The sequence below is a fragment of the Curtobacterium sp. MCBD17_026 genome, from assembly GCF_003234895.2.
GTDB lineage: Bacteria > Actinomycetota > Actinomycetes > Actinomycetales > Microbacteriaceae > Curtobacterium > Curtobacterium flaccumfaciens.
This window is the reverse complement of record NZ_CP126281.1, coordinates 1057957-1074801: the sequence shown is the minus strand read 5'-3', so window position 1 is coordinate 1074801 and position 16845 is coordinate 1057957. Positions and strand designations below refer to the sequence as shown.

Here is a 16845-nt window from a genome sequence, read left to right as displayed (position 1 = left end):
CCGCGGCCCCGTGGTCAGGAACCGGAGGGTTCCTTCTGCGCCGCGTCGGCCGAGATGATCGGGATCTCGCTCGTCGAGAAGTCCTTCGCCCAGTCGGACTTCGCGAGCTCCGACGTCGGGTCGTTGTAGTCCTCGATGACGCCGGCGATCTCGTCCTCGGAGCCGACCGTCGGGCCGGAGCCCATGAGCGGGCTCGCGGCGGTCTCCTTGGTGAAGTACACCGCGACCAGGCCGATCACGGCGGCGAGCATCAGGTAGAACGCGGGGATGTCCTCGGCCCAGCCGTACCCGGCGTCCTTCGCGGCGTTGATGAGCGCGGCGGTCGCGAGCGGGGTGGTCCCGCCGAAGAGCGACACCGACACGTTGAACGCGATCGCCAGGGCGCCGTAGCGGATGATCGTCGGGAACAGCGCGGGCAACGTCGACGGCATGGTCGAGGTGAACGTGACCAGCACGACGCCGAGGATCAGCAGGCCGGCGAAGACGCCGACGCCGGTGCCGGTCTGGACCAGCTTGAGGGCCGGCCAGGACAGCAGGATGAAGCCGATGCAGCCGGCGGCGAGCACCGGACGGCGCCCGAACCTGTCGGACAGTCGGCCACCGAAGGTGATGACGACCATCATGAGCAGCATCACGATGACGATGAGGATCAGGCCGAACGTGGCGTTCTGGCCGAGGTTCTGCTCGAGGTAGGTCGGCATGTACGACAGCAGCATGTAGTCGGTCACGTTGAAGACCAGGACCAGGCCGATGCAGATGATGAGCGAGCGCCAGTTCTCGGCGAAGAGCTTGAGGAACGGGGTCTTCTGGCCCTCGCGCTCGGCGGCCTGCTCCTGCTGCTTCTGGAACGCCGGGGTCTCCTCGAGCTTGAGACGCAGGTAGAGGCCGATCAGGCCGAGGGGCCCCGCGATGATGAACGGGATGCGCCAGCCCCAGCTGAGCAGGGCGTCCTCGGACAGGCCGAACTGCAGGCCGGTGACGATCGAGGCGCCGAGCACGTAGCCGGCGAGGGTGCCGAACTCGAGCCACGAGCCCATGAAGCCGCGGCGCTTGTCGGGCGAGTACTCGGCGATGAAGGTCGCGGCGCCGCCGTACTCACCACCGGTCGAGAAGCCCTGCACGAAGCGGGCGACGAGCAGCAGGACCGGGGCCCAGAAGCCGATCGTGTCGTACGACGGGATCAGGCCGATCATGAGCGTGCCGGCGGCCATCAGGATCATCGTCAGCGCGAGGACCTTCTGGCGGCCGATCTTGTCGCCGATCGGGCCGAACACGGCACCGCCGATCGGGCGCACGATGAACGCGGCGGCGAAGAAGCCGAACGTGGCGACGATGTTCGCCGCCGGGTCGCCCTGCGGCAGGAACACCTGCGAGATGGTGACCGTCAGGTACGCGAAGATGCCGAAGTCGAACCACTCCATGGCGTTGCCGAGCGCGGCAGCCGCGACGGCACGCTTGAGCAGCGACTCCTCGACGACGGTGACGTCGTCCTTCGTCAGATCGCGACGAGCGCGCTTCGCGGCGCCCTTCGTGCGCAACGGCCGATCGCCGTGCTGGTGGGGTGCGTTGTTCGGTGCCAAGTCGTTCCTCCGGGGTGCGGTGCTTCCTTCGGGCGTCCGGCGGACGGCGACGTTGCAGCTCCTGCGAACCCTGCGCTCGCCGGACAAACCCAGGAAGACTAGCAGGCTCCGGGCGTGTCCGACAGTTCGGTGTGCTAGGCGCCGATCGGCGATGGCCGCGAGCCGCCCGTCGTCCGGCTGCGCGCCCGTGCGCGGCCGCTACGATTGGGGCACCGCGCGTCAGGCGCGGAACACTCAGGCACCTCATCACGGACTCGGTGCCGCACACACGGACGGAAGGTGCACCATGACCAAGCCCATGCCCGAGAAGCCGAGCGTCGACGGACTGGAGCAGGTCTGGGGGCCCGTCTGGGAACAGGACGGCACCTACCGCTTCGACCGCGACGCCGCCGGTCACCGCGACGCCGTGTGGTCGATCGACACCCCGCCGCCCACCGCCTCCGGCTCGCTGCACATCGGCCACGTGTTCTCGTACACGCACACCGACCTCAAGGCCCGGTTCGAGCGCATGCGCGGCAAGCACGTGTTCTACCCGATGGGCTGGGACGACAACGGCCTGCCCACCGAGCGTCGCGTGCAGAACTACTACGGGGTCCGCTGCGACCCGACCCTGCCGTACGACCCCGAGTTCACGCCGCCGTTCGAGGGCGGGGACGGCAAGTCCTCGAAGGCCGCCGACCAGCTGCCCGTGTCGCGCCGCAACTTCATCGAGCTGTGCGAGCGCCTGACCGTGCAGGACGAGCAGCAGTTCGAGGAGCTCTTCCGCACGCTCGGCCTGTCGGTCGACTGGACCCAGTCGTACCGCACCATCGACGACACCTCGCGGGCCAGCGCCCAGCGCGCGTTCCTGCGCAACCTCGAGCGTGGCGAGGCCTACCAGGCCGACGCCCCGACCCTGTGGGACGTCACGTTCCGCACCGCGGTCGCGCAGGCCGAGCTCGAGGACAAGGAGATGCCCGGCGCGTACCACGGCATCGCCTTCCACCGCACCGACGGCGGCGACGACGTCGTCATCCAGACCACCCGCCCGGAGCTCCTGCCCGCCTGCGTCGCCCTGGTGGCACACCCGGACGACGAGCGGTTCCAGGACCTCTTCGGCACCACGGTCCGCTCCCCCCTGTTCGACGTCGAGGTCCCGGTGCTGGCACACCACCTGGCGCAGAAGGACAAGGGCGCCGGAATCGCGATGGTCTGCACCTTCGGTGACACCACCGACGTCGTGTGGTGGCGCGAGCTGCAGCTGCCGAACCGCGCGATCATCGGCTTCGACGGCCGCGTGCGTTCCGACGAGCCCGCCTGGATCGAGTCGGCGACGGGCCGGGAGCTCTACGCCGAGATGGCCGGCAAGACCGTGTTCTCGGCCAAGAAGGTCGTCGTCGACGCCCTGACCGAGTCCGGCGAGCTGATCGGTGACGTCAAGACCATCCAGCACCCGGTGAAGTTCTTCGAGAAGGGCGACAAGCCCCTCGAGATCGTGTCGACCCGCCAGTGGTACATCGTGAACGGTGCGCGCGACGAGCAGCTGAAGAGCACGCTGCGCCAGCGCGGCGAGGAGATCGCGTTCCACCCGGACTTCATGCGCGTCCGCTACGACAACTGGGTCGGTGGCCTCTCCGGCGACTGGCTCATCTCGCGCCAGCGCTTCTTCGGCGTGCCGCTGCCGGTCTGGTACCCGCTCGACGCCGACGGCAACCCGGTGTTCGACCAGCCGATCGTGCCGACCGAGGCGCAGCTGCCCGTCGACCCGGCCTCCGAGCCCGCCCCCGGCTTCGCCGAGGACCAGCGCGGCGTGCCCGGCGGGTTCCAGGGCGAGCTCGACGTCATGGACACCTGGGCCACCTCGTCGCTCACCCCGCAGCTCGCGGGCAAGTGGGAGACCGACCCGGCGCTCTACGACCTGGTGTACCCGTACGACGTCCGCCCCCAGGCGCAGGACATCATCCGCACCTGGCTGTTCACCACCGTGCTCCGCAGCCAGCTCGAGGCCGACGTGGTCCCGTGGAAGCACGCCTCGATCTCCGGCTTCATCGTCGACCCCGACCGCAAGAAGATGTCGAAGTCGAAGGGCAACGTCGTCACGCCGCTGTCCATCCTCGAGCAGCACGGCGCCGACGCGGTCCGCTACTGGGCGGCCTCGTCGAAGCTCGGCACCGACGCGGCGTTCGACCCGCAGAACCCGAAGCAGATCAAGGTGGGCCGCCGTCTGGCGATCAAGGTGCTCAACGCGGCGAAGTTCGTCTACGGCTTCCCGCTGCCCGAGGGCGCCACCAGCGTCACCGAGGCACTCGACGTCGACATGCTCGCCGAGCTCGGCGCGGTCGTCGAGCAGGCCACCGCGGCGTTCGACGGCTTCGACCACGCCCGTGCCCTCGAGATCACCGAGCGCTTCTTCTGGACGTTCTGCGACGACTACCTGGAGCTCGTGAAGGAGCGCGCCTACGGCACCGCGTCCGACGCGACGCACGAGACGCAGGCGAGTGCGGTCCTGGCGCTGCGCGGCGCGATCGACGTGCTGCTCCGGCTGCTGGCACCGTTCCTCCCGTACGCGACGGAAGAGGTGTGGGCCTGGACCCACGACACCAGCGTGCACCGGGCCTCCTGGCCGACCGCGGCCGACCTGCCGACCGACACGGCCCCCACCGGGCTGCTCGCGGCCGTCGGACAGGCGCTCATCGGCATCCGCGGTGCGAAGACGGCGGCGAAGGCGTCCCAGAAGACGCCCGTAACACGTGCGGTCGTCGCGGCACCCGCCGAGACGCGGGTGCTCATCGAGCGCGCAGCGGTGGACCTGGCGGCCGTGGGCCGGATCGAGAACCTGTCGTTCGTCGACGGCGACGAGCTCGCCGTCACCGAGATCGAGCTCGCGGAGCAGCCGGCGTCGTAGGCTCGCGCACGACGCATGGTGAGCAGGAATGGTCGGGTCCGTCAGGCGGACCCGACCATTCCTGCTCACGAAACGAACGGACTGGAGGCACGGATGCAGTTGGGCACACGCTGGAACGTGGGTGGGGAGCCGCCTGCGCGACTGCCCGAGGTGATGGTCGTCGCCGTGCGCGAGGTCGAGGACGAGCTCGCGGCGGAGTCCGTCGACACGGCGACGTGGGGCTGGACCCTGACGTTCCTCGAGGGCAAGCCGATCGTCGAGCTCGACGACGGGACCTCGATCCACCTCGACGCGCTCGGGCACGCCCAGGTGACGAACCCCGACGACGCGGGCGAAGAGGACTAGCGCGCGGCGCGCTGCGCGTGGTTCGCTGCGCGGACCTCGCTCGGTGTGCACGAATGGTCGGGTCCCCGGTGGGGACCCGACCATTCCTGCTCACGCTGCGGACGCGCCCTCCGGGGAGCGCCCGCGTGATCGCCGAGGGATCAGGACTCGGCGAGCCAGGTGCGCAGGACCTCGTTCACCTCGGCGGTGTGCGTGGTGAGCAGGCCGTGCGGGGCGCCCTCGATCTCGACGTACTCCGCCGCGGGCAGGGCCTGGGTGAAGCGTCGGCCGGTGGCGTCGATCGGCAGGATGTTGTCCGACGTGCCGTGCACGATCAGGGCGGGGACCGTGACCTTCGGGATGTCCTGGCGGAAGTCGGTCGGCCAGGTCAGGGGTGCTGCAGCGGACGCGATCGAGCCGGAGCCGGCCGCGATGTTCCAGGCGTTGCGGACCTGCTCCTCGGAGATGCGGGAGCCGAGGTTCTCCGACAGGTTGAAGAAGTCCTGGTAGAAGTTCGTGAAGTACGCGTAGCGGTCCTTCGCCACGTCGGCGGCGACGCCCTCGAAGAACGACATCGGGCCGGCGCCGTCGGGGTTGTCGTCGGTGATGGCGAGGAACGGCTCGAGCGAGGCCAGGAACGCGACCTTCGCGATCCGGTCCTCACCGTGGCGGCCGATGTAGCGGGCGATCTCACCGGTGCCCATCGAGAAGCCGACGAGGATCACGTCGCGCAGGTCGAGGGTCTCGAGGACCGTGTGCAGGTCGTCGGCGAAGGTGTCGTAGTCGTAGCCGGTGGACGGCTGCGAGGACTGGCCGAAGCCACGGCGGTCGTACGTGATGACGCGGTAGCCGGCCTCGAGGAGCATCGGGACCTGCCCCTCCCACGAGTTGCCGTCGAGGGGGAAGCCGTGGATCAGCACGATCGGCTGCCCCTGGCCCTTGTCCTCGTAGTGGAGTTCGATGTCGACGCTGTTCTCGGTTCCGACGGTGATGGCACCCATGATCGTTCCTTCCCTGGGTATCGCGGAGAACGATCGTTCTCCGCCGATGTGGACTACAGTAGAGAACGCCCGTTCCCGGCGCAAGTCGAGAACGGTGAACACTCAGGGAACGGGGTACACACATGGCCACCAGCACCGTCGAGCCGGACGTCCGAGCACACATCGTCGAGGTCGCGGACCAGCTGTTCTACACGCGCGGGATCCAGTCCGTGGGGATGGACGAGATCCGGACGGGCGCAGGGGTCTCCCTCAAGAAGCTGTACGCGGCGTTCCCCGGCAAGGAGCAGCTCATCGCCGCGGTGCTCGCCGGCCGCCACGACATGTGGGAGCAGGGCGTGCACGGCGCGGTCGAGGCTGCGGCCAGCCCGCGCGACAAGCTCCTGGCGGTCTACGACTTCCTCGAGTCGTGGTTCGGCGACGACACGTTCCGCGGCTGCGGGTTCATCAACGCGTTCGGCGAGCTCGGCGCGACCTCGCCCGCGGTCGCCGAGATCGCGCGCGAGCACAAGGACTCGTTCCAGCGGTTCGTGCAGCGGCTCACCGCCGAGGTCGTCACCGACCCCGAGCACGCCGAAGAGCTCGCCGCGCAGCTCGCACTGCTCGCCGAGGGCGCGCAGACCACCGCGGCCATCGCCGGCACCACGGCGCCGGCCGCGCACGCGCGCCGAGCCGCGGTGACCCTGATCGACGCCGCGATGCGCTGACACGCGACCACGATGCGGACGGGAGGCCCGTGGCGAGACCGCCACGGGCCTCCCGTCCGCTCACTGGTCGCGCCGGGCGCGGGTGCGCTCCCCGGGTCGTTCCGGGCGTACCTGTTGTTTCCGGGCGTACCGGGTGTTTCCGGGCGTACCGGGTCGTTCCGGGCGTACCTGTTGTTTCCGGGCGTACCTGGTGTTTCCGGGCGTACCGGGTGGGTTGTTTCGACCAGGTACGCCCGAATCCGCTTCCCAGTCCGGGCGTCATGGGAAGGAACGCACTCCAGCACCCGTGCATAGGGTGGGCAGATGGCAACCCCGTTCGACGTCCCGAGCACCCTCCCCTACGCCCTGCCGCCCTTCAACGACGTGCGACTCGAGCACTACCGACCGGCGTTCGAGGCCGGCATGGCCGAGCAGCGCGCCGAGGTCGAGGCCATCGCCACCGACCCGCACGCCCCGACGGTCGAGAACACCCTGGTCGCACTCGAGCGATCCGGGCAGCTGCTGACCCGCGTCAGCCACGTGTTCTTCACGCTGTCGTCGGCCGACTCGACCCCGGAGTTGCACGACCTCGAGGCCGAGGTCTCCCCGCTCCTCGCCGCCCACCGCGACGCGATCACGCTCGACTCCCGCCTGTACGCCCGCGTGCAGGCGGTGCTCGACGGTGCCGAGGCCGCCGGACTGGCGGGCGAGGCGCTGCGACTGGTCGAGCGGACGCACGCCGAGATGACCCTGGCGGGCGCGGGCCTCGACGACGCGGGCAAGGAGCGTCTGACCGCGATCAACCAGGAGCTCTCGACCCTCACGACGACCTTCGAGCGGAACCTGCTCGAGGACACCAACGACTCCGCCGTGCACGTGACCAGCGAGGACGAGCTCGAGGGGCTCGACGACGGTGCGAAGTCCGCCGCGGCCGCCGCCGCTGCCGACCGGGGCCTGGACGGCTGGCTCATCACGCTGCCGCTCTACACAGGACACCCGTGGCTGTCCTCGCTGGCGAACCGGGACCTGCGCGAGCGGATCATGCGCGCCTCGCTCGCCCGCGGTCGTCGCGGCAACGAGTACGACAACCGCGACGTGCTGCTCCGCATCGTCCGGCTCCGCGCGGAGCGCGCCGAGCTGCTCGGGTTCCCGAACCACGCCGCTGTGGTCACCGCCGACGAGACGGCGAAGACCCCCGAGGCCGTCGACGGGCTGCTGTCCTCGCTCGTCGGCGCTGCTGCACGGAACGCCGACGACGAACGCGCGGTCCGGTCGCGCACGGTCGGCTTCGACATCGAGTCGTGGGACTGGGCGTACGCCACCGAGATCCTGCGAGGCGAGCAGTTCGCCGCGGACAGCACCGCGCTCCGCCCGTACTTCGAGGCCGACCGGGTCCTGCACGACGGGGTCTTCCACGCCGCGGGCGCCCTGTACGGTCTGACCTTCACCGAGCGCCCGGACCTGCACGGCTACAACGACGAGGTGCGGGTCTTCGAGGTCACCGGCGACGACGACGAGCCCGTCGGACTGTACCTGCTCGACCTCTACACGCGCGACGGCAAGCGCGGCGGCGCGTGGATGAACCCCGTCGTCGAGCAGTCCGAGCTGCTCGGCACCCTGCCCGTCGTGGTCAACAACCTCAACGTCGCGAAGCCGTCCGCCGGCTCCCCCACCCTGCTCATCCAGGACGAGGTCGAGACGCTCTTCCACGAGTTCGGGCATGCCCTGCACGGCCTCGTCGCCCGCACCACCTACCCGCGGTTCTCCGGCACGAACGTCGAGCGGGACTTCGTCGAGTTCCCGAGCCAGGTGAACGAGATGTGGCTGTCGTGGCCGTCCGTGCTGGCGAACTACGCGAAGCACCACGAGACCGGCGCGCCCCTGCCGCCCGAGCTCGTCCTGGGGCTCAGCGAGTCCGAGGGGTTCAACGAGGGCTTCGGCACCACCGAGTACCTCGCCGCAGCACTGCTCGACCAGGCGTGGCACCGGCTCTCGGCAGCCGACGCCGCGGCGGTGACGTCCGTCGCGGACTTCGAGCGAGACGCCCTCGCCGCCGCCGGCATCGCGGTCGAGGCCGTGCCGCCGCGCTACTCGTCGACGTACTTCGCGCACACGTTCTCGGGCGGGTACGACGCCGGGTACTACGGGTACATCTGGTCCGAGGTGCTCGACGCCGACACGGTGGAGTGGTTCCGCGACAACGGCGGGCTGGACCGCGGGGCTGGCAAGCGGTTCGCCGAGCGGCTGCTCGGGGTCGGCGGGGCGAAGGACCCGCTGGAGGCGTACCGGGACTTCCGCGGCCGCGACGCCGAGGTCGGCCCGCTGCTGCGGCGCCGCGGGCTGGAGTAGGCCCGGCGGCGACACCGGCACCGTCCCCGGCGGCGACACCGGCACGGGCACCGGCCCCGGCTCGCACCAAGAAACGGACACAGCACCACGGAATTCCGAGGTGCTGTGTCCGTTTCGTGGTTCCGGAGGGCTACGCCGACTTCTCGACGCGCTTGGCCCGGGGTCGCGGCACGATCGTCGGCGCCGCGTTCTCGAGCACGGACTCACGGGTGATCACCACGCGGGCGACGTCGTCGTCGGACGGGACGTCGAACATCACCGGGCCGAGGACCTCTTCGAGGATCGCCCGGAGCCCGCGGGCGCCCGTCTGGCGCAGCACCGCGAGGTCCGCGATGGCCTCGAGCGCACCCTGGTCGAACTCGAGCTCGACGCCGTCGATCTGGAACATCCGCTGGTACTGCTTGACCAGCGCGTTCTTCGGCTCGGTGAGGATCTGCATGAGCGCCGCCTGGTCGAGCTGCGACACCGTGGTGACGACGGGCAGACGGCCGATGAACTCGGGGATGAGACCGAACTTGTGCAGGTCTTCCGGCAGCACCTCGGAGTAGAGGTCCTGGTGGTCGGTCGCACTGTGCAGAGGCGCCCCGAAGCCGATCCCACGCTTGCCGACGCGCGAGGACACGATGTCCTCGAGCCCGGCGAACGCACCCGCCACGATGAACAGCACGTTCGTCGTGTCGATCTGGATGAACTCCTGGTGGGGGTGCTTGCGGCCACCCTGCGGCGGGACCGAGGCGACCGTGCCCTCGAGGATCTTGAGCAGCGCCTGCTGCACGCCCTCGCCGGAGACGTCGCGCGTGATCGACGGGTTCTCGGCCTTGCGGGCGATCTTGTCGACCTCGTCGATGTAGATGATGCCGGTCTCGGCGCGCTTCACGTCGTAGTCGGCGGCCTGGATGAGCTTGAGGAGGATGTTCTCGACGTCCTCGCCGACGTAGCCGGCCTCGGTCAGGGCGGTGGCGTCCGCGACGGCGAACGGCACGTTGAGGCGCTTGGCCAGCGTCTGCGCCAGGTACGTCTTGCCGCAGCCGGTCGGGCCGATGAGCAGGATGTTCGACTTGGCGATCTCGATGTCGTCGCGGTCTTCGGCGGCGGTGATCTGCCCCTGCGCCCGGATGCGCTTGTAGTGGTTGTAGACGGCCACGGCGAGGGCGCGCTTCGCCGGGTCCTGCCCGATGACGTACTCCTGCAGGAAGTCGAAGATCTCCCGCGGCTTGGGCAGTTCGAAGTCCCCGCTCGAGGTGTCCTCGCCGGCTTCGGCCAGACGTTCCTCGATGATCTCGTTGCAGAGCTCGACGCACTCGTCGCAGATGTAGACGCCCGGTCCGGCGATGAGCTGCTGGACCTGCTTCTGGCTCTTGCCGCAGAACGAGCACTTGAGGAGATCGCCGCTCTCTCCGATGCGTGCCATTCCCGTGCCTCCCTGATTGGACATGTCGGCCGCGCTGTCGCACCACCGCTGGTGCACCGCTGCTGGTGGGCACCTCGTCGTGGACACGAGCCTAACCGCAACCGGTGACACCGACCGCGATGCCCCTCCGGAATCCGCCCGCGCGTTCGCCCTGGGCGTGCGACCCTGCTACGGTGATCCGGACTTCTCTACATCTTGTAGAACAGCAGGTGCAGAACCACCCCGGAAGGAACCCCATGCAGAAGCGTCTCGCCGCCGGCGGCGCCGTCACCCTCGGTGTCGCGGCCGTCATCGTCCTCGGTAGCGCCACGACGGCCAGCGCGCACGTGTCCGCCACGGCCACGTCGACCGCAGCGAACTCGTACACCACGGCGACCTTCTCGGTCCCGCACGGCTGCGACGGCTCCCCCACCACCAAGATCGAGTTCCAGGTGCCGGAGTCCGTCATCGAGGTCACGCCCACCGTGAACCCGAACTGGACGATCACGAAGGCGACCGAGCCCTACACCGACCCGTCGGCCTCGGCATCGGACGAGGACCACGCCGAGACGGCCGCCGAGCGTGTCACCAGCGTCACGTACACCGCGAAGACCCCCCTGCCCGCCGACGAGCGCGACACCTTCGCACTCTCGTTCTCGCTGCCGGACGGCAAGGCCGGTGACCTCGTCGAGTTCCCCGCGATCCAGACCTGCGAGAAGGGCAGCGTCGAGTGGAACCAGGAGCAGCAGGCCGGCGAAGCCGAGCCCGAGCACCCGGCACCCTCGATCACGCTGACCGCCGCCGAGGCGACGGACGACGACGGTGACCCGATCGCCGCGACCCCGACGGCCGAGGCCGCCGGCACGACCGCCTCGAGCGACCCCGACCTGGTCGGTCGCTTCCTCGGCCTCGGCGGCCTGGTGCTCGGTGCCGTCGCACTGGTCGTCGCCGTCGCCGGCACGCGTCGTCGGAGCTCCGCCAAGTGACGCGGCGCGGCTCGCGTCGGTCCCACCCGCGGCCCTCTGCCTGGAGGCTCGTGGCCGGGACCGCCGCGGCCGTCGCGATCGCCGGTGGTGCGGTCCTCGGGCTCGCCGGTCCGGCCAGCGCGCACAACTACCTGGTCTCGTCCGACCCCGAGGTCGGCGGCACCCTGACCGAACTGCCGGAGACGTTCGACATCACGACGAACGACAAGCTGCTCGACATCGGCGACTCGGGGTCGGGCTTCGCGTTCCGCATCGTCGGCCCCGACGGCAGGTACTACGAGGACGGCTGCGTCGACGTCGAGGGGCCGTCGATGACCACGACCGCCGCACTCGGCGACTCGGGCGGGTACACCGTCGAGTGGCAGATCGTCTCAGCCGACGGGCACACCGTGTCCGACGAGTACCCCTTCACCTGGAAGGCACCGTCGGGCTTCACTCCGGCCTCGGGTGCGGCGAAGCCCCCGACCTGCGCCACTGCGGGTGACGACGACACCGGCTCGGACACCGCCACCGGCACGGCCTCGGGGTCGAGCGACTCGGCGGCGTCCGACGCGATCTGGATCGGCGCCGGTGGCATCGTGCTGGTCGGCGTGGTCGTCGCGGTGCTGCTGCTCCTGCGTCGCAAGCCGGCCCCGGAGTCCGACGACACCGACGACTGACCACCGCGCAACGACGAAGGCCCCGCACCGTTCGGTGCGGGGCCTTCGTCGTTCGTGCTGGTGCTACTTGACGAGCGCCGGCAGGTTCTTGCGGCTGGTGAGGACCTGGTCGATCAGGCCGTACTCCACGGCTTCCTGCGCGGACATGATCTTGTCGCGCTCGATGTCGTGGTTGATCTCCTCCGGCGTCTTGTTGGAGTGCTTCGACAGCGTCTCCTCGAGCCAGGTGCGCATGCGGAGGATCTCCGCCGCCTGGATCTCGATGTCGGACGCCTGACCGCCACCCTGCTGGGTCGCGGGCTGGTGGATCAGCACACGGGCGTTCGGCAGCGCGAGGCGCTTGCCGGGGGTGCCACCGGCGAGGAGCACCGACGCGGCCGAGGCAGCCTGGCCGAGGCAGACCGTCTGGATCTGCGGACGGATGTACTGCATCGTGTCGTAGATCGCCGTCATCGCGGTGAACGAGCCACCGGGCGAGTTGATGTACATCACGATGTCGCGGTCGGGGTCCATCGACTCGAGCACGAGCAGCTGGGCCATGACGTCGTCAGCCGACGCGTCGTCGACCTGCACGCCGAGGAACACGATGCGGTCCTCGAACAGCTTGGCGTACGGGTCCTGGCGCTTGTAGCCGTAGGCCGTGCGCTCTTCGAAGCTCGGCAGGATGTACCGATTGGACGGAGCCGGGACGTTCTGCGCGCCACCGAGCATGGGGAGATGCATTCTCGTTTCCTTTTCTTCGGTGGTGATCAGGACTGGGCGTCGGGCTCGGCTGCGCTGGTGGGCGTCTCGCCGTCGCCGACGGTGCCACCACCGCCGATGACCTCGGCGCTCGAGGCGCGGAGGTGGTCGACGAAGCCGTACTCGAGCGCTTCCTGCGCCGTGAACCAGTTGTCGCGGTCGTTGTCCTTGAGGATCTGCTCGACCGACTTGCCGGTCTGCTCGGCCGTGAGCTCCGCCATGCGCTGCTTCATGTCGAGGATGACCTTGGCTTGCGTCTGGATGTCGGCGGCGGTACCGCCGAAGCCACCGGACGGCTGGTGGAGCAGCACGCGCGCGTTCGGCGTGATGTAGCGCTTGCCGGGCGTGCCGGAGGACAGCAGGAACTGTCCCATCGACGCGGCGAGGCCGATGCCCACGGTGACGATGTCGTTCGGGACGAACTGCATCGTGTCGTAGATCGCCATGCCGGCGGTGATCGAACCACCGGGCGAGTTGATGTAGAGGTAGATGTCCTTCTCAGGGTCCTCGGCGGCGAGCAGCAGCAGCTTGGCTGCGATCTCGTTCGAGTTGTCGTCGCGGACCTCGGAGCCGAGCCACACGATCCGGTCTCTCAGAAGGCGGTCAAAAACACTGGGGTTCAGTGTTGCTTCGGCCATGGAAAAGCTCCCGTTCAGTTGTCGCTTGTTGTCGAACTTATCGGGTGCAACGCACCAGTTCTCGTCTGTTCGCTGTCGGCAATGCGAAGGTGCGGAAACGACGGACGGGAGGCACGGTGCCAGCTGGCACCGTGCCTCCCGTCAAGTCGTGCTGGTGGCGTCGAGATCGTTACTCGGCGTCCCCTGCCGGCTCCTGCGCGACGCCCGCCGTGAAGGCGGACAGGTCGACGGCGTCGCCGTTGGTGTCCTTGACGGTCACCTTCGACAGGACGGTCGCGACCGCCTTCGAACGGGCGACCTCGCCGACCATGCCGGGGATCTGGCCGTTCTGGTCGATGACCTTGATGAACTCGGCCGGCTCCATGCCGTACTGCGCGGCGGCCTGGATGAGGTACTGGGTCAGTTCCTCCTGCGAGACCTGGATCTCTTCCTTCTCGGCGATCGCGTCGAGGAGGATCTGCGAGCGGAAGGCGGTCTCGCTGGACTCGGAGACCTCCTTGCGGTGCTCCTCGTCCTCGAGGCGGTTCTCCTGCTCGAGGTGACGGTGCACCTCGTCGGCGATGAGCTGCTCCGAGATCGGGATGTTGACGTCCTCGGTGAGCTTCTCGACGAGCTTGTCGCGAGCCGCGGCGCCCTGACCGAAGGTCTTGGACTTCGCGATCTGCTCCTTGAGGTCCGCCTTGAGCTCGTCGATGGTGTCGAACTGGCTGGCGATCTGGGCGAACTCGTCGTCGGCCTCGGGGAGCTCGCGCTCCTTGACGGCGGTGACGGTGACGGCGATCTGGGCGGTCTCGCCCTCGCGGTCGCCACCGACGAGCTTCGACTCGAAGGTCGTCGACTCACCGGCGGTCAGGGACTCGAGCGCCTCGTCGATGCCCTCGAGCAGGTCGCCGGAGCCGATCTCGTAGGAGACGCCGGTGGCCGAGTCGACCTCGTCGTCACCGATGCTGGCGGTGAGGTCGATCTGCGCGAAGTCGCCGGTCTTCGCCGGACGGTCGACCGTCACGAGCGTGCCGAAGCGGGTGCGGAGGTTCTGCAGTTCCTCTTCGATCTCGTCGTCCGACACCTCGACGGCGTCGACGGTGAGCTCGTACGAGGAGTAGTCCGGCAGGTCGAACTCAGGGCGGACGTCGACCTCGAAGGTGAGGACGAGGTCGCCGGTGAAGTCCGCGACGTTCGGCAGCTCGGCGACGTCGGCCTCGGCACGGCCGAGGATGCGCAGCTCCTGCTCTTCGACCGCCTGGCGGTAGAAGTTGTCGATGGCGTCACCGACGGCGTGGTTCAGGACCTCGCCGCGGCCGACGCGCTGGTCGACGATCGCCGGCGGGACCTTGCCCTTGCGGAAGCCGGGGATGTTGATCTGCTCGGCGATGTGCTTGTAGGCGTGGTCGATGCTCGGCTTGAGATCGTCCGGCGTCACGTTCACGGTGAGCTTGACGCGGGTGTCGCTCACCTTGTCGACGGTGCTGGTGGCCAAGGGATGTTCTCCTGTTGGTTGACGTTCGTGTGGTCGGTGGTGCTCGAAGGACCTGGTCGGGGCGACAGGATTTGAACCTGCGACCTCCCGCTCCCAAAGCGGGCGCTCTACCAAGCTGAGCTACGCCCCGTTGGTGTGTGCCAGGGATCGGCCGCGCACGCGCAGGGCGCATGCGACCCCGGTGAGTCTAGCGGTCCGACGCCGCGCTGTTCCCGGACGTTGTTCAGTCGTCGTCAGCGGCACGTCGCAGTCCGCGTCGCCAACGGATCCCGACGGCCACCTGGACCCCGAGTGCGGCGACCGCGAGCAGCAGTCCGACGACGATCCGCCAGACGTGCAGCAGTGCGTGCGCGGGCTGCGACTGCGGATCGCCGAACAGGTCGGGGCGCAGGGACAGGACCGCGGCGGCGAGGACCACCAGCACGTACGAGACCACCCGCGACCAGCGGATGGTCCGCGCGGCGCCGGGGTCTGGCTTCGGGATGACGCGCGTCGGCATGTCGGTGCTCGTTCGTCCGCTACGATGGTCGGGCTGCGCCTGGTGCGCAGGCGCGGGGATGTAGCTCAATGGTAGAGCCCCAGTCTTCCAAACTGGCTACGCGGGTTCGATTCCCGTCATCCCCTCCACAACCTCACCTCTCCCGTCAGGGGTCGGCGAACTCGAGGGTGATCTCCGGGGAGTCACCGAGATCGACACGGGCACGCTTCCGCTCCGCCGCCCGCAACGGCACGAGGTACCCGCCGTCCTTCGGGAACAGCGACGTCGTCCACGTCACCGGGCCGATCGTCACGCGGGCCGGGATCACACCCCACCCGTAGGTGAGCACCGGCGCGAGGTCCGCGATGACCTCGGCGGCGTCCGGCGGCACGACGACGAAGAAGAAGGGTGACGGGCCGCGCCACTCGATCACCTCGCCGCGGAACTCGAGCTCCATGCGGCGATCGTACGACCGCGGCGTCGAGCGCGCCGGGCCGGGATTCGTTTTCGGTGGATGACGGTTCCGGTTCACGATCGCCGGGGTCTGCGAACCGGAACCGTCATTCGCGAGGAGGAACTGGTGCCTCCCCCGGACCAGCGGGACCGGACGACGGACGCGCCCCGCGCCTCCAGGCCGGAGCCGGGGAGCACGGGGCGCGAGCCTCCGTCAGGATGCGAGCGTCAGCGGTACGACGCGGCCTGGCCGTAGAGCACGTTCGTGAACGACGACACGTACGCCGACTCGTCGCCTCCCGGCAGGTTGTACGTCATGAAGACGCCGTACCCGTCGGCCTTCGTGCGCTGTGCGAGCGACACTGCGGTGGCCTGCGGGGTGTTCTGGATGTCGACCGCGGCGGCGGACAGCTTCGACTTCGGCAGGCCCGGGATCGTCGGCGCCGTGTAGGTGCCGTAGTAGGGGTTCCAGGCGTAGTCGAGCTTCCCACCGATCGACGGGTTCGCCGTCTTCAGGGCGTCGGACGACGGGCCGATGTCGTAGAACGAGATGATCTTGCCCGGCATGTCCGCACGCAGGGCACTGATGAGCCAGCCGATGGACTGCTGGTTCGGCTGCGGGGTACCGTTCACGCCGTAGTCGGAGTACTCGTCGTCCAGGTCCACCCCGTCGAGTCCGTACTGCTTCACCGTCGCCGACACCTGCGCCGCGAAGTCCCGCGCCGCGGCCTTCGTCGGGAAGTTCGCGAGGCCGGCGCCCTGGTGGTTGCCGAGCACCGAGAGCGTGACCTTGATGCCCTTGGCCTGCAGCGGGCGAATCTGCGTGGCGGCCTGGTCGAGGGTGCGCTGCACGTTCTCGTTGTTGTACAGGACCGCCTTGCCGTCCTCGTAGTTGATGTTCGCGGCGAAGATGATCGCCACGTCGAACGCGTTCGCGCCGTTCGCCAGCGTGTACCGACCGACGTTGGCGAGCTCGTCGTTGTTCACCTCGACGTAGGCGATGCTCGTCGGCCCCGACTTGGTGGGCGCAGCGTGGTGCCCGTGACCGTGACCGCCGCCGTGGGACGGACCGTGCCCGTGCCCGTGGCTGGACCCGGACGAGGAGGGCGCCGCGGATGCTGCGGCGGGCACCAGTGGTGCCGCGAGCATGGCGACCAGTACGGTCGCGATGCTGAACTTCGTGGACTTCTTCATGGCGTTCC

General features: G+C 69.2%; 15 protein-coding genes and 2 tRNA genes. 7 read left to right on the top strand and 10 right to left on the bottom strand.

From position 1 onward, the window contains the following. Nucleotides 1-14 precede the first annotated feature (14 nt). Complete coding sequence (gene proP, locus DEI85_RS05105) at nucleotides 15-1580, bottom strand: glycine betaine/L-proline transporter ProP (RefSeq protein WP_258369813.1); 1566 nt, start codon at nucleotides 1578-1580, stop codon at nucleotides 15-17. A 286-nt stretch (nucleotides 1581-1866) separates the two neighbouring features. Here proP and valS point away from each other — a divergent pair, with 286 nt between their 5' ends. Together valS and DEI85_RS05095 are read left to right on the top strand one after the other, a co-directional pair. Beyond that, nucleotides 1867-4464 carry a valine--tRNA ligase gene (gene valS / locus DEI85_RS05100; RefSeq protein ID WP_258376256.1) on the top strand — a complete coding sequence of 866 codons (2598 nt, stop codon included), beginning with the start codon at nucleotides 1867-1869 and terminating at the stop codon, nucleotides 4462-4464. Nucleotides 4465-4557: 93 nt separating this feature from the next. After that, nucleotides 4558-4809 (top strand): hypothetical protein, encoded by a 252-nt coding sequence (locus DEI85_RS05095; RefSeq protein ID WP_181420000.1) that lies wholly within the window; start codon nucleotides 4558-4560, stop codon nucleotides 4807-4809. A 140-nt stretch (nucleotides 4810-4949) separates the two neighbouring features. Here the strand turns inward: DEI85_RS05095 and DEI85_RS05090 are convergent, their stop codons facing one another. After that, entirely contained in the window at nucleotides 4950-5789 is an 840-nt protein-coding gene (locus DEI85_RS05090) for an alpha/beta fold hydrolase (RefSeq protein ID WP_110859214.1), read from the bottom strand. A gap of 122 nt (nucleotides 5790-5911) precedes the next feature. Between DEI85_RS05090 and DEI85_RS05085 the strand changes: the two genes are divergently transcribed. Together DEI85_RS05085 and DEI85_RS05080 are read left to right on the top strand one after the other, a co-directional pair. Then, nucleotides 5912-6493, top strand: coding sequence for a TetR/AcrR family transcriptional regulator (locus DEI85_RS05085; protein WP_110859213.1), 582 nt, complete (start codon nucleotides 5912-5914; stop codon nucleotides 6491-6493). Nucleotides 6494-6796: 303 nt separating this feature from the next. Then, on the top strand, nucleotides 6797-8821 hold the full coding sequence (locus DEI85_RS05080) for a M3 family metallopeptidase (protein ID WP_110859212.1): 2025 nt from the start codon (nucleotides 6797-6799) through the stop codon (nucleotides 8819-8821). Between the two features lie 130 nt (nucleotides 8822-8951). On the opposite strand, the gene clpX is transcribed toward DEI85_RS05080, so the two are convergent. Then, nucleotides 8952-10232 carry an ATP-dependent Clp protease ATP-binding subunit ClpX gene (gene clpX, locus DEI85_RS05075; RefSeq protein ID WP_017886000.1) on the bottom strand — a complete coding sequence of 427 codons (1281 nt, stop codon included), beginning with the start codon at nucleotides 10230-10232 and terminating at the stop codon, nucleotides 8952-8954. 236 nt (nucleotides 10233-10468) lie between these two features. On the opposite strand from clpX, the gene DEI85_RS05070 reads away from it, so the two are divergent. Both DEI85_RS05070 and DEI85_RS05065 read left to right on the top strand, forming a co-directional pair. Continuing rightward, nucleotides 10469-11197, top strand: a complete 729-nt coding sequence (locus tag DEI85_RS05070) for a YcnI family copper-binding membrane protein (protein ID WP_181419999.1) — start codon at nucleotides 10469-10471, stop codon at nucleotides 11195-11197. A gap of 50 nt (nucleotides 11198-11247) precedes the next feature. Continuing rightward, a complete protein-coding gene (locus tag DEI85_RS05065; RefSeq protein ID WP_181419998.1) occupies nucleotides 11248-11856 on the top strand; it encodes a copper resistance CopC family protein in 609 nt (202 codons plus the stop codon). A gap of 63 nt (nucleotides 11857-11919) precedes the next feature. Here the strand turns inward: DEI85_RS05065 and DEI85_RS05060 are convergent, their stop codons facing one another. The 5 genes from DEI85_RS05060 to DEI85_RS05040 form a co-directional block, all read right to left on the bottom strand. Next, nucleotides 11920-12579: an ATP-dependent Clp protease proteolytic subunit gene (locus DEI85_RS05060; RefSeq protein ID WP_027464696.1), complete on the bottom strand. Its 660-nt coding sequence runs from the start codon at nucleotides 12577-12579 to the stop codon at nucleotides 11920-11922. Nucleotides 12580-12605: 26 nt separating this feature from the next. Next, the gene (locus DEI85_RS05055) at nucleotides 12606-13235 is read right to left on the bottom strand and encodes an ATP-dependent Clp protease proteolytic subunit (protein ID WP_035807635.1); all 630 of its coding nucleotides are present in this window, start codon (nucleotides 13233-13235) and stop codon (nucleotides 12606-12608) included. A 169-nt stretch (nucleotides 13236-13404) separates the two neighbouring features. Then, entirely contained in the window at nucleotides 13405-14712 is a 1308-nt protein-coding gene (gene tig / locus DEI85_RS05050; RefSeq protein ID WP_027464695.1) for a trigger factor, read from the bottom strand. Between the two features lie 53 nt (nucleotides 14713-14765). Beyond that, nucleotides 14766-14842 (bottom strand) — tRNA-Pro (locus tag DEI85_RS05045). A gap of 93 nt (nucleotides 14843-14935) precedes the next feature. After that, on the bottom strand, nucleotides 14936-15211 hold the full coding sequence (locus DEI85_RS05040) for a hypothetical protein (RefSeq protein WP_110859209.1): 276 nt from the start codon (nucleotides 15209-15211) through the stop codon (nucleotides 14936-14938). A 54-nt stretch (nucleotides 15212-15265) separates the two neighbouring features. Between DEI85_RS05040 and DEI85_RS05035 the strand changes: the two genes are divergently transcribed. Beyond that, nucleotides 15266-15339: transfer RNA gene (locus DEI85_RS05035), tRNA-Gly, on the top strand. A gap of 17 nt (nucleotides 15340-15356) precedes the next feature. Here DEI85_RS05035 and DEI85_RS05030 read toward each other — a convergent pair. Further along, the gene (locus DEI85_RS05030) at nucleotides 15357-15647 is read right to left on the bottom strand and encodes a DUF1905 domain-containing protein (RefSeq protein ID WP_110859208.1); all 291 of its coding nucleotides are present in this window, start codon (nucleotides 15645-15647) and stop codon (nucleotides 15357-15359) included. Nucleotides 15648-15871: 224 nt separating this feature from the next. After that, nucleotides 15872-16837, bottom strand: a complete 966-nt coding sequence (locus DEI85_RS05025; protein ID WP_110859207.1) for an endo-beta-N-acetylglucosaminidase H — start codon at nucleotides 16835-16837, stop codon at nucleotides 15872-15874. Nucleotides 16838-16845: the final 8 nt, after the last annotated feature.

Bases quoted from the DNA above. Each gene is read 5' to 3' on its own strand.
- DEI85_RS05025 (WP_110859207.1), bottom strand. From the start codon at position 16,837: ATGAAGAAGTCCACGAAGTTCAGCATCGCGACCGTACTGGTCGCCATG.
- DEI85_RS05095 (WP_181420000.1), top strand. From the start codon at position 4,558: ATGCAGTTGGGCACACGCTGGAACGTGGGTGGGGAGCCGCCTGCGCGA.
- DEI85_RS05030 (WP_110859208.1), bottom strand. From the start codon at position 15,647: ATGGAGCTCGAGTTCCGCGGCGAGGTGATCGAGTGGCGCGGCCCGTCA.
- DEI85_RS05040 (WP_110859209.1), bottom strand. From the start codon at position 15,211: ATGCCGACGCGCGTCATCCCGAAGCCAGACCCCGGCGCCGCGCGGACC.
- DEI85_RS05055 (WP_035807635.1), bottom strand. From the start codon at position 13,235: ATGGCCGAAGCAACACTGAACCCCAGTGTTTTTGACCGCCTTCTGAGA.
- DEI85_RS05080 (WP_110859212.1), top strand. From the start codon at position 6,797: ATGGCAACCCCGTTCGACGTCCCGAGCACCCTCCCCTACGCCCTGCCG.
- DEI85_RS05070 (WP_181419999.1), top strand. From the start codon at position 10,469: ATGCAGAAGCGTCTCGCCGCCGGCGGCGCCGTCACCCTCGGTGTCGCG.
- DEI85_RS05090 (WP_110859214.1), bottom strand. From the start codon at position 5,789: ATGGGTGCCATCACCGTCGGAACCGAGAACAGCGTCGACATCGAACTC.
- DEI85_RS05085 (WP_110859213.1), top strand. From the start codon at position 5,912: ATGGCCACCAGCACCGTCGAGCCGGACGTCCGAGCACACATCGTCGAG.
- valS (WP_258376256.1), top strand. From the start codon at position 1,867: ATGACCAAGCCCATGCCCGAGAAGCCGAGCGTCGACGGACTGGAGCAG.
- clpX (WP_017886000.1), bottom strand. From the start codon at position 10,232: ATGGCACGCATCGGAGAGAGCGGCGATCTCCTCAAGTGCTCGTTCTGC.
- DEI85_RS05060 (WP_027464696.1), bottom strand. From the start codon at position 12,579: ATGCATCTCCCCATGCTCGGTGGCGCGCAGAACGTCCCGGCTCCGTCC.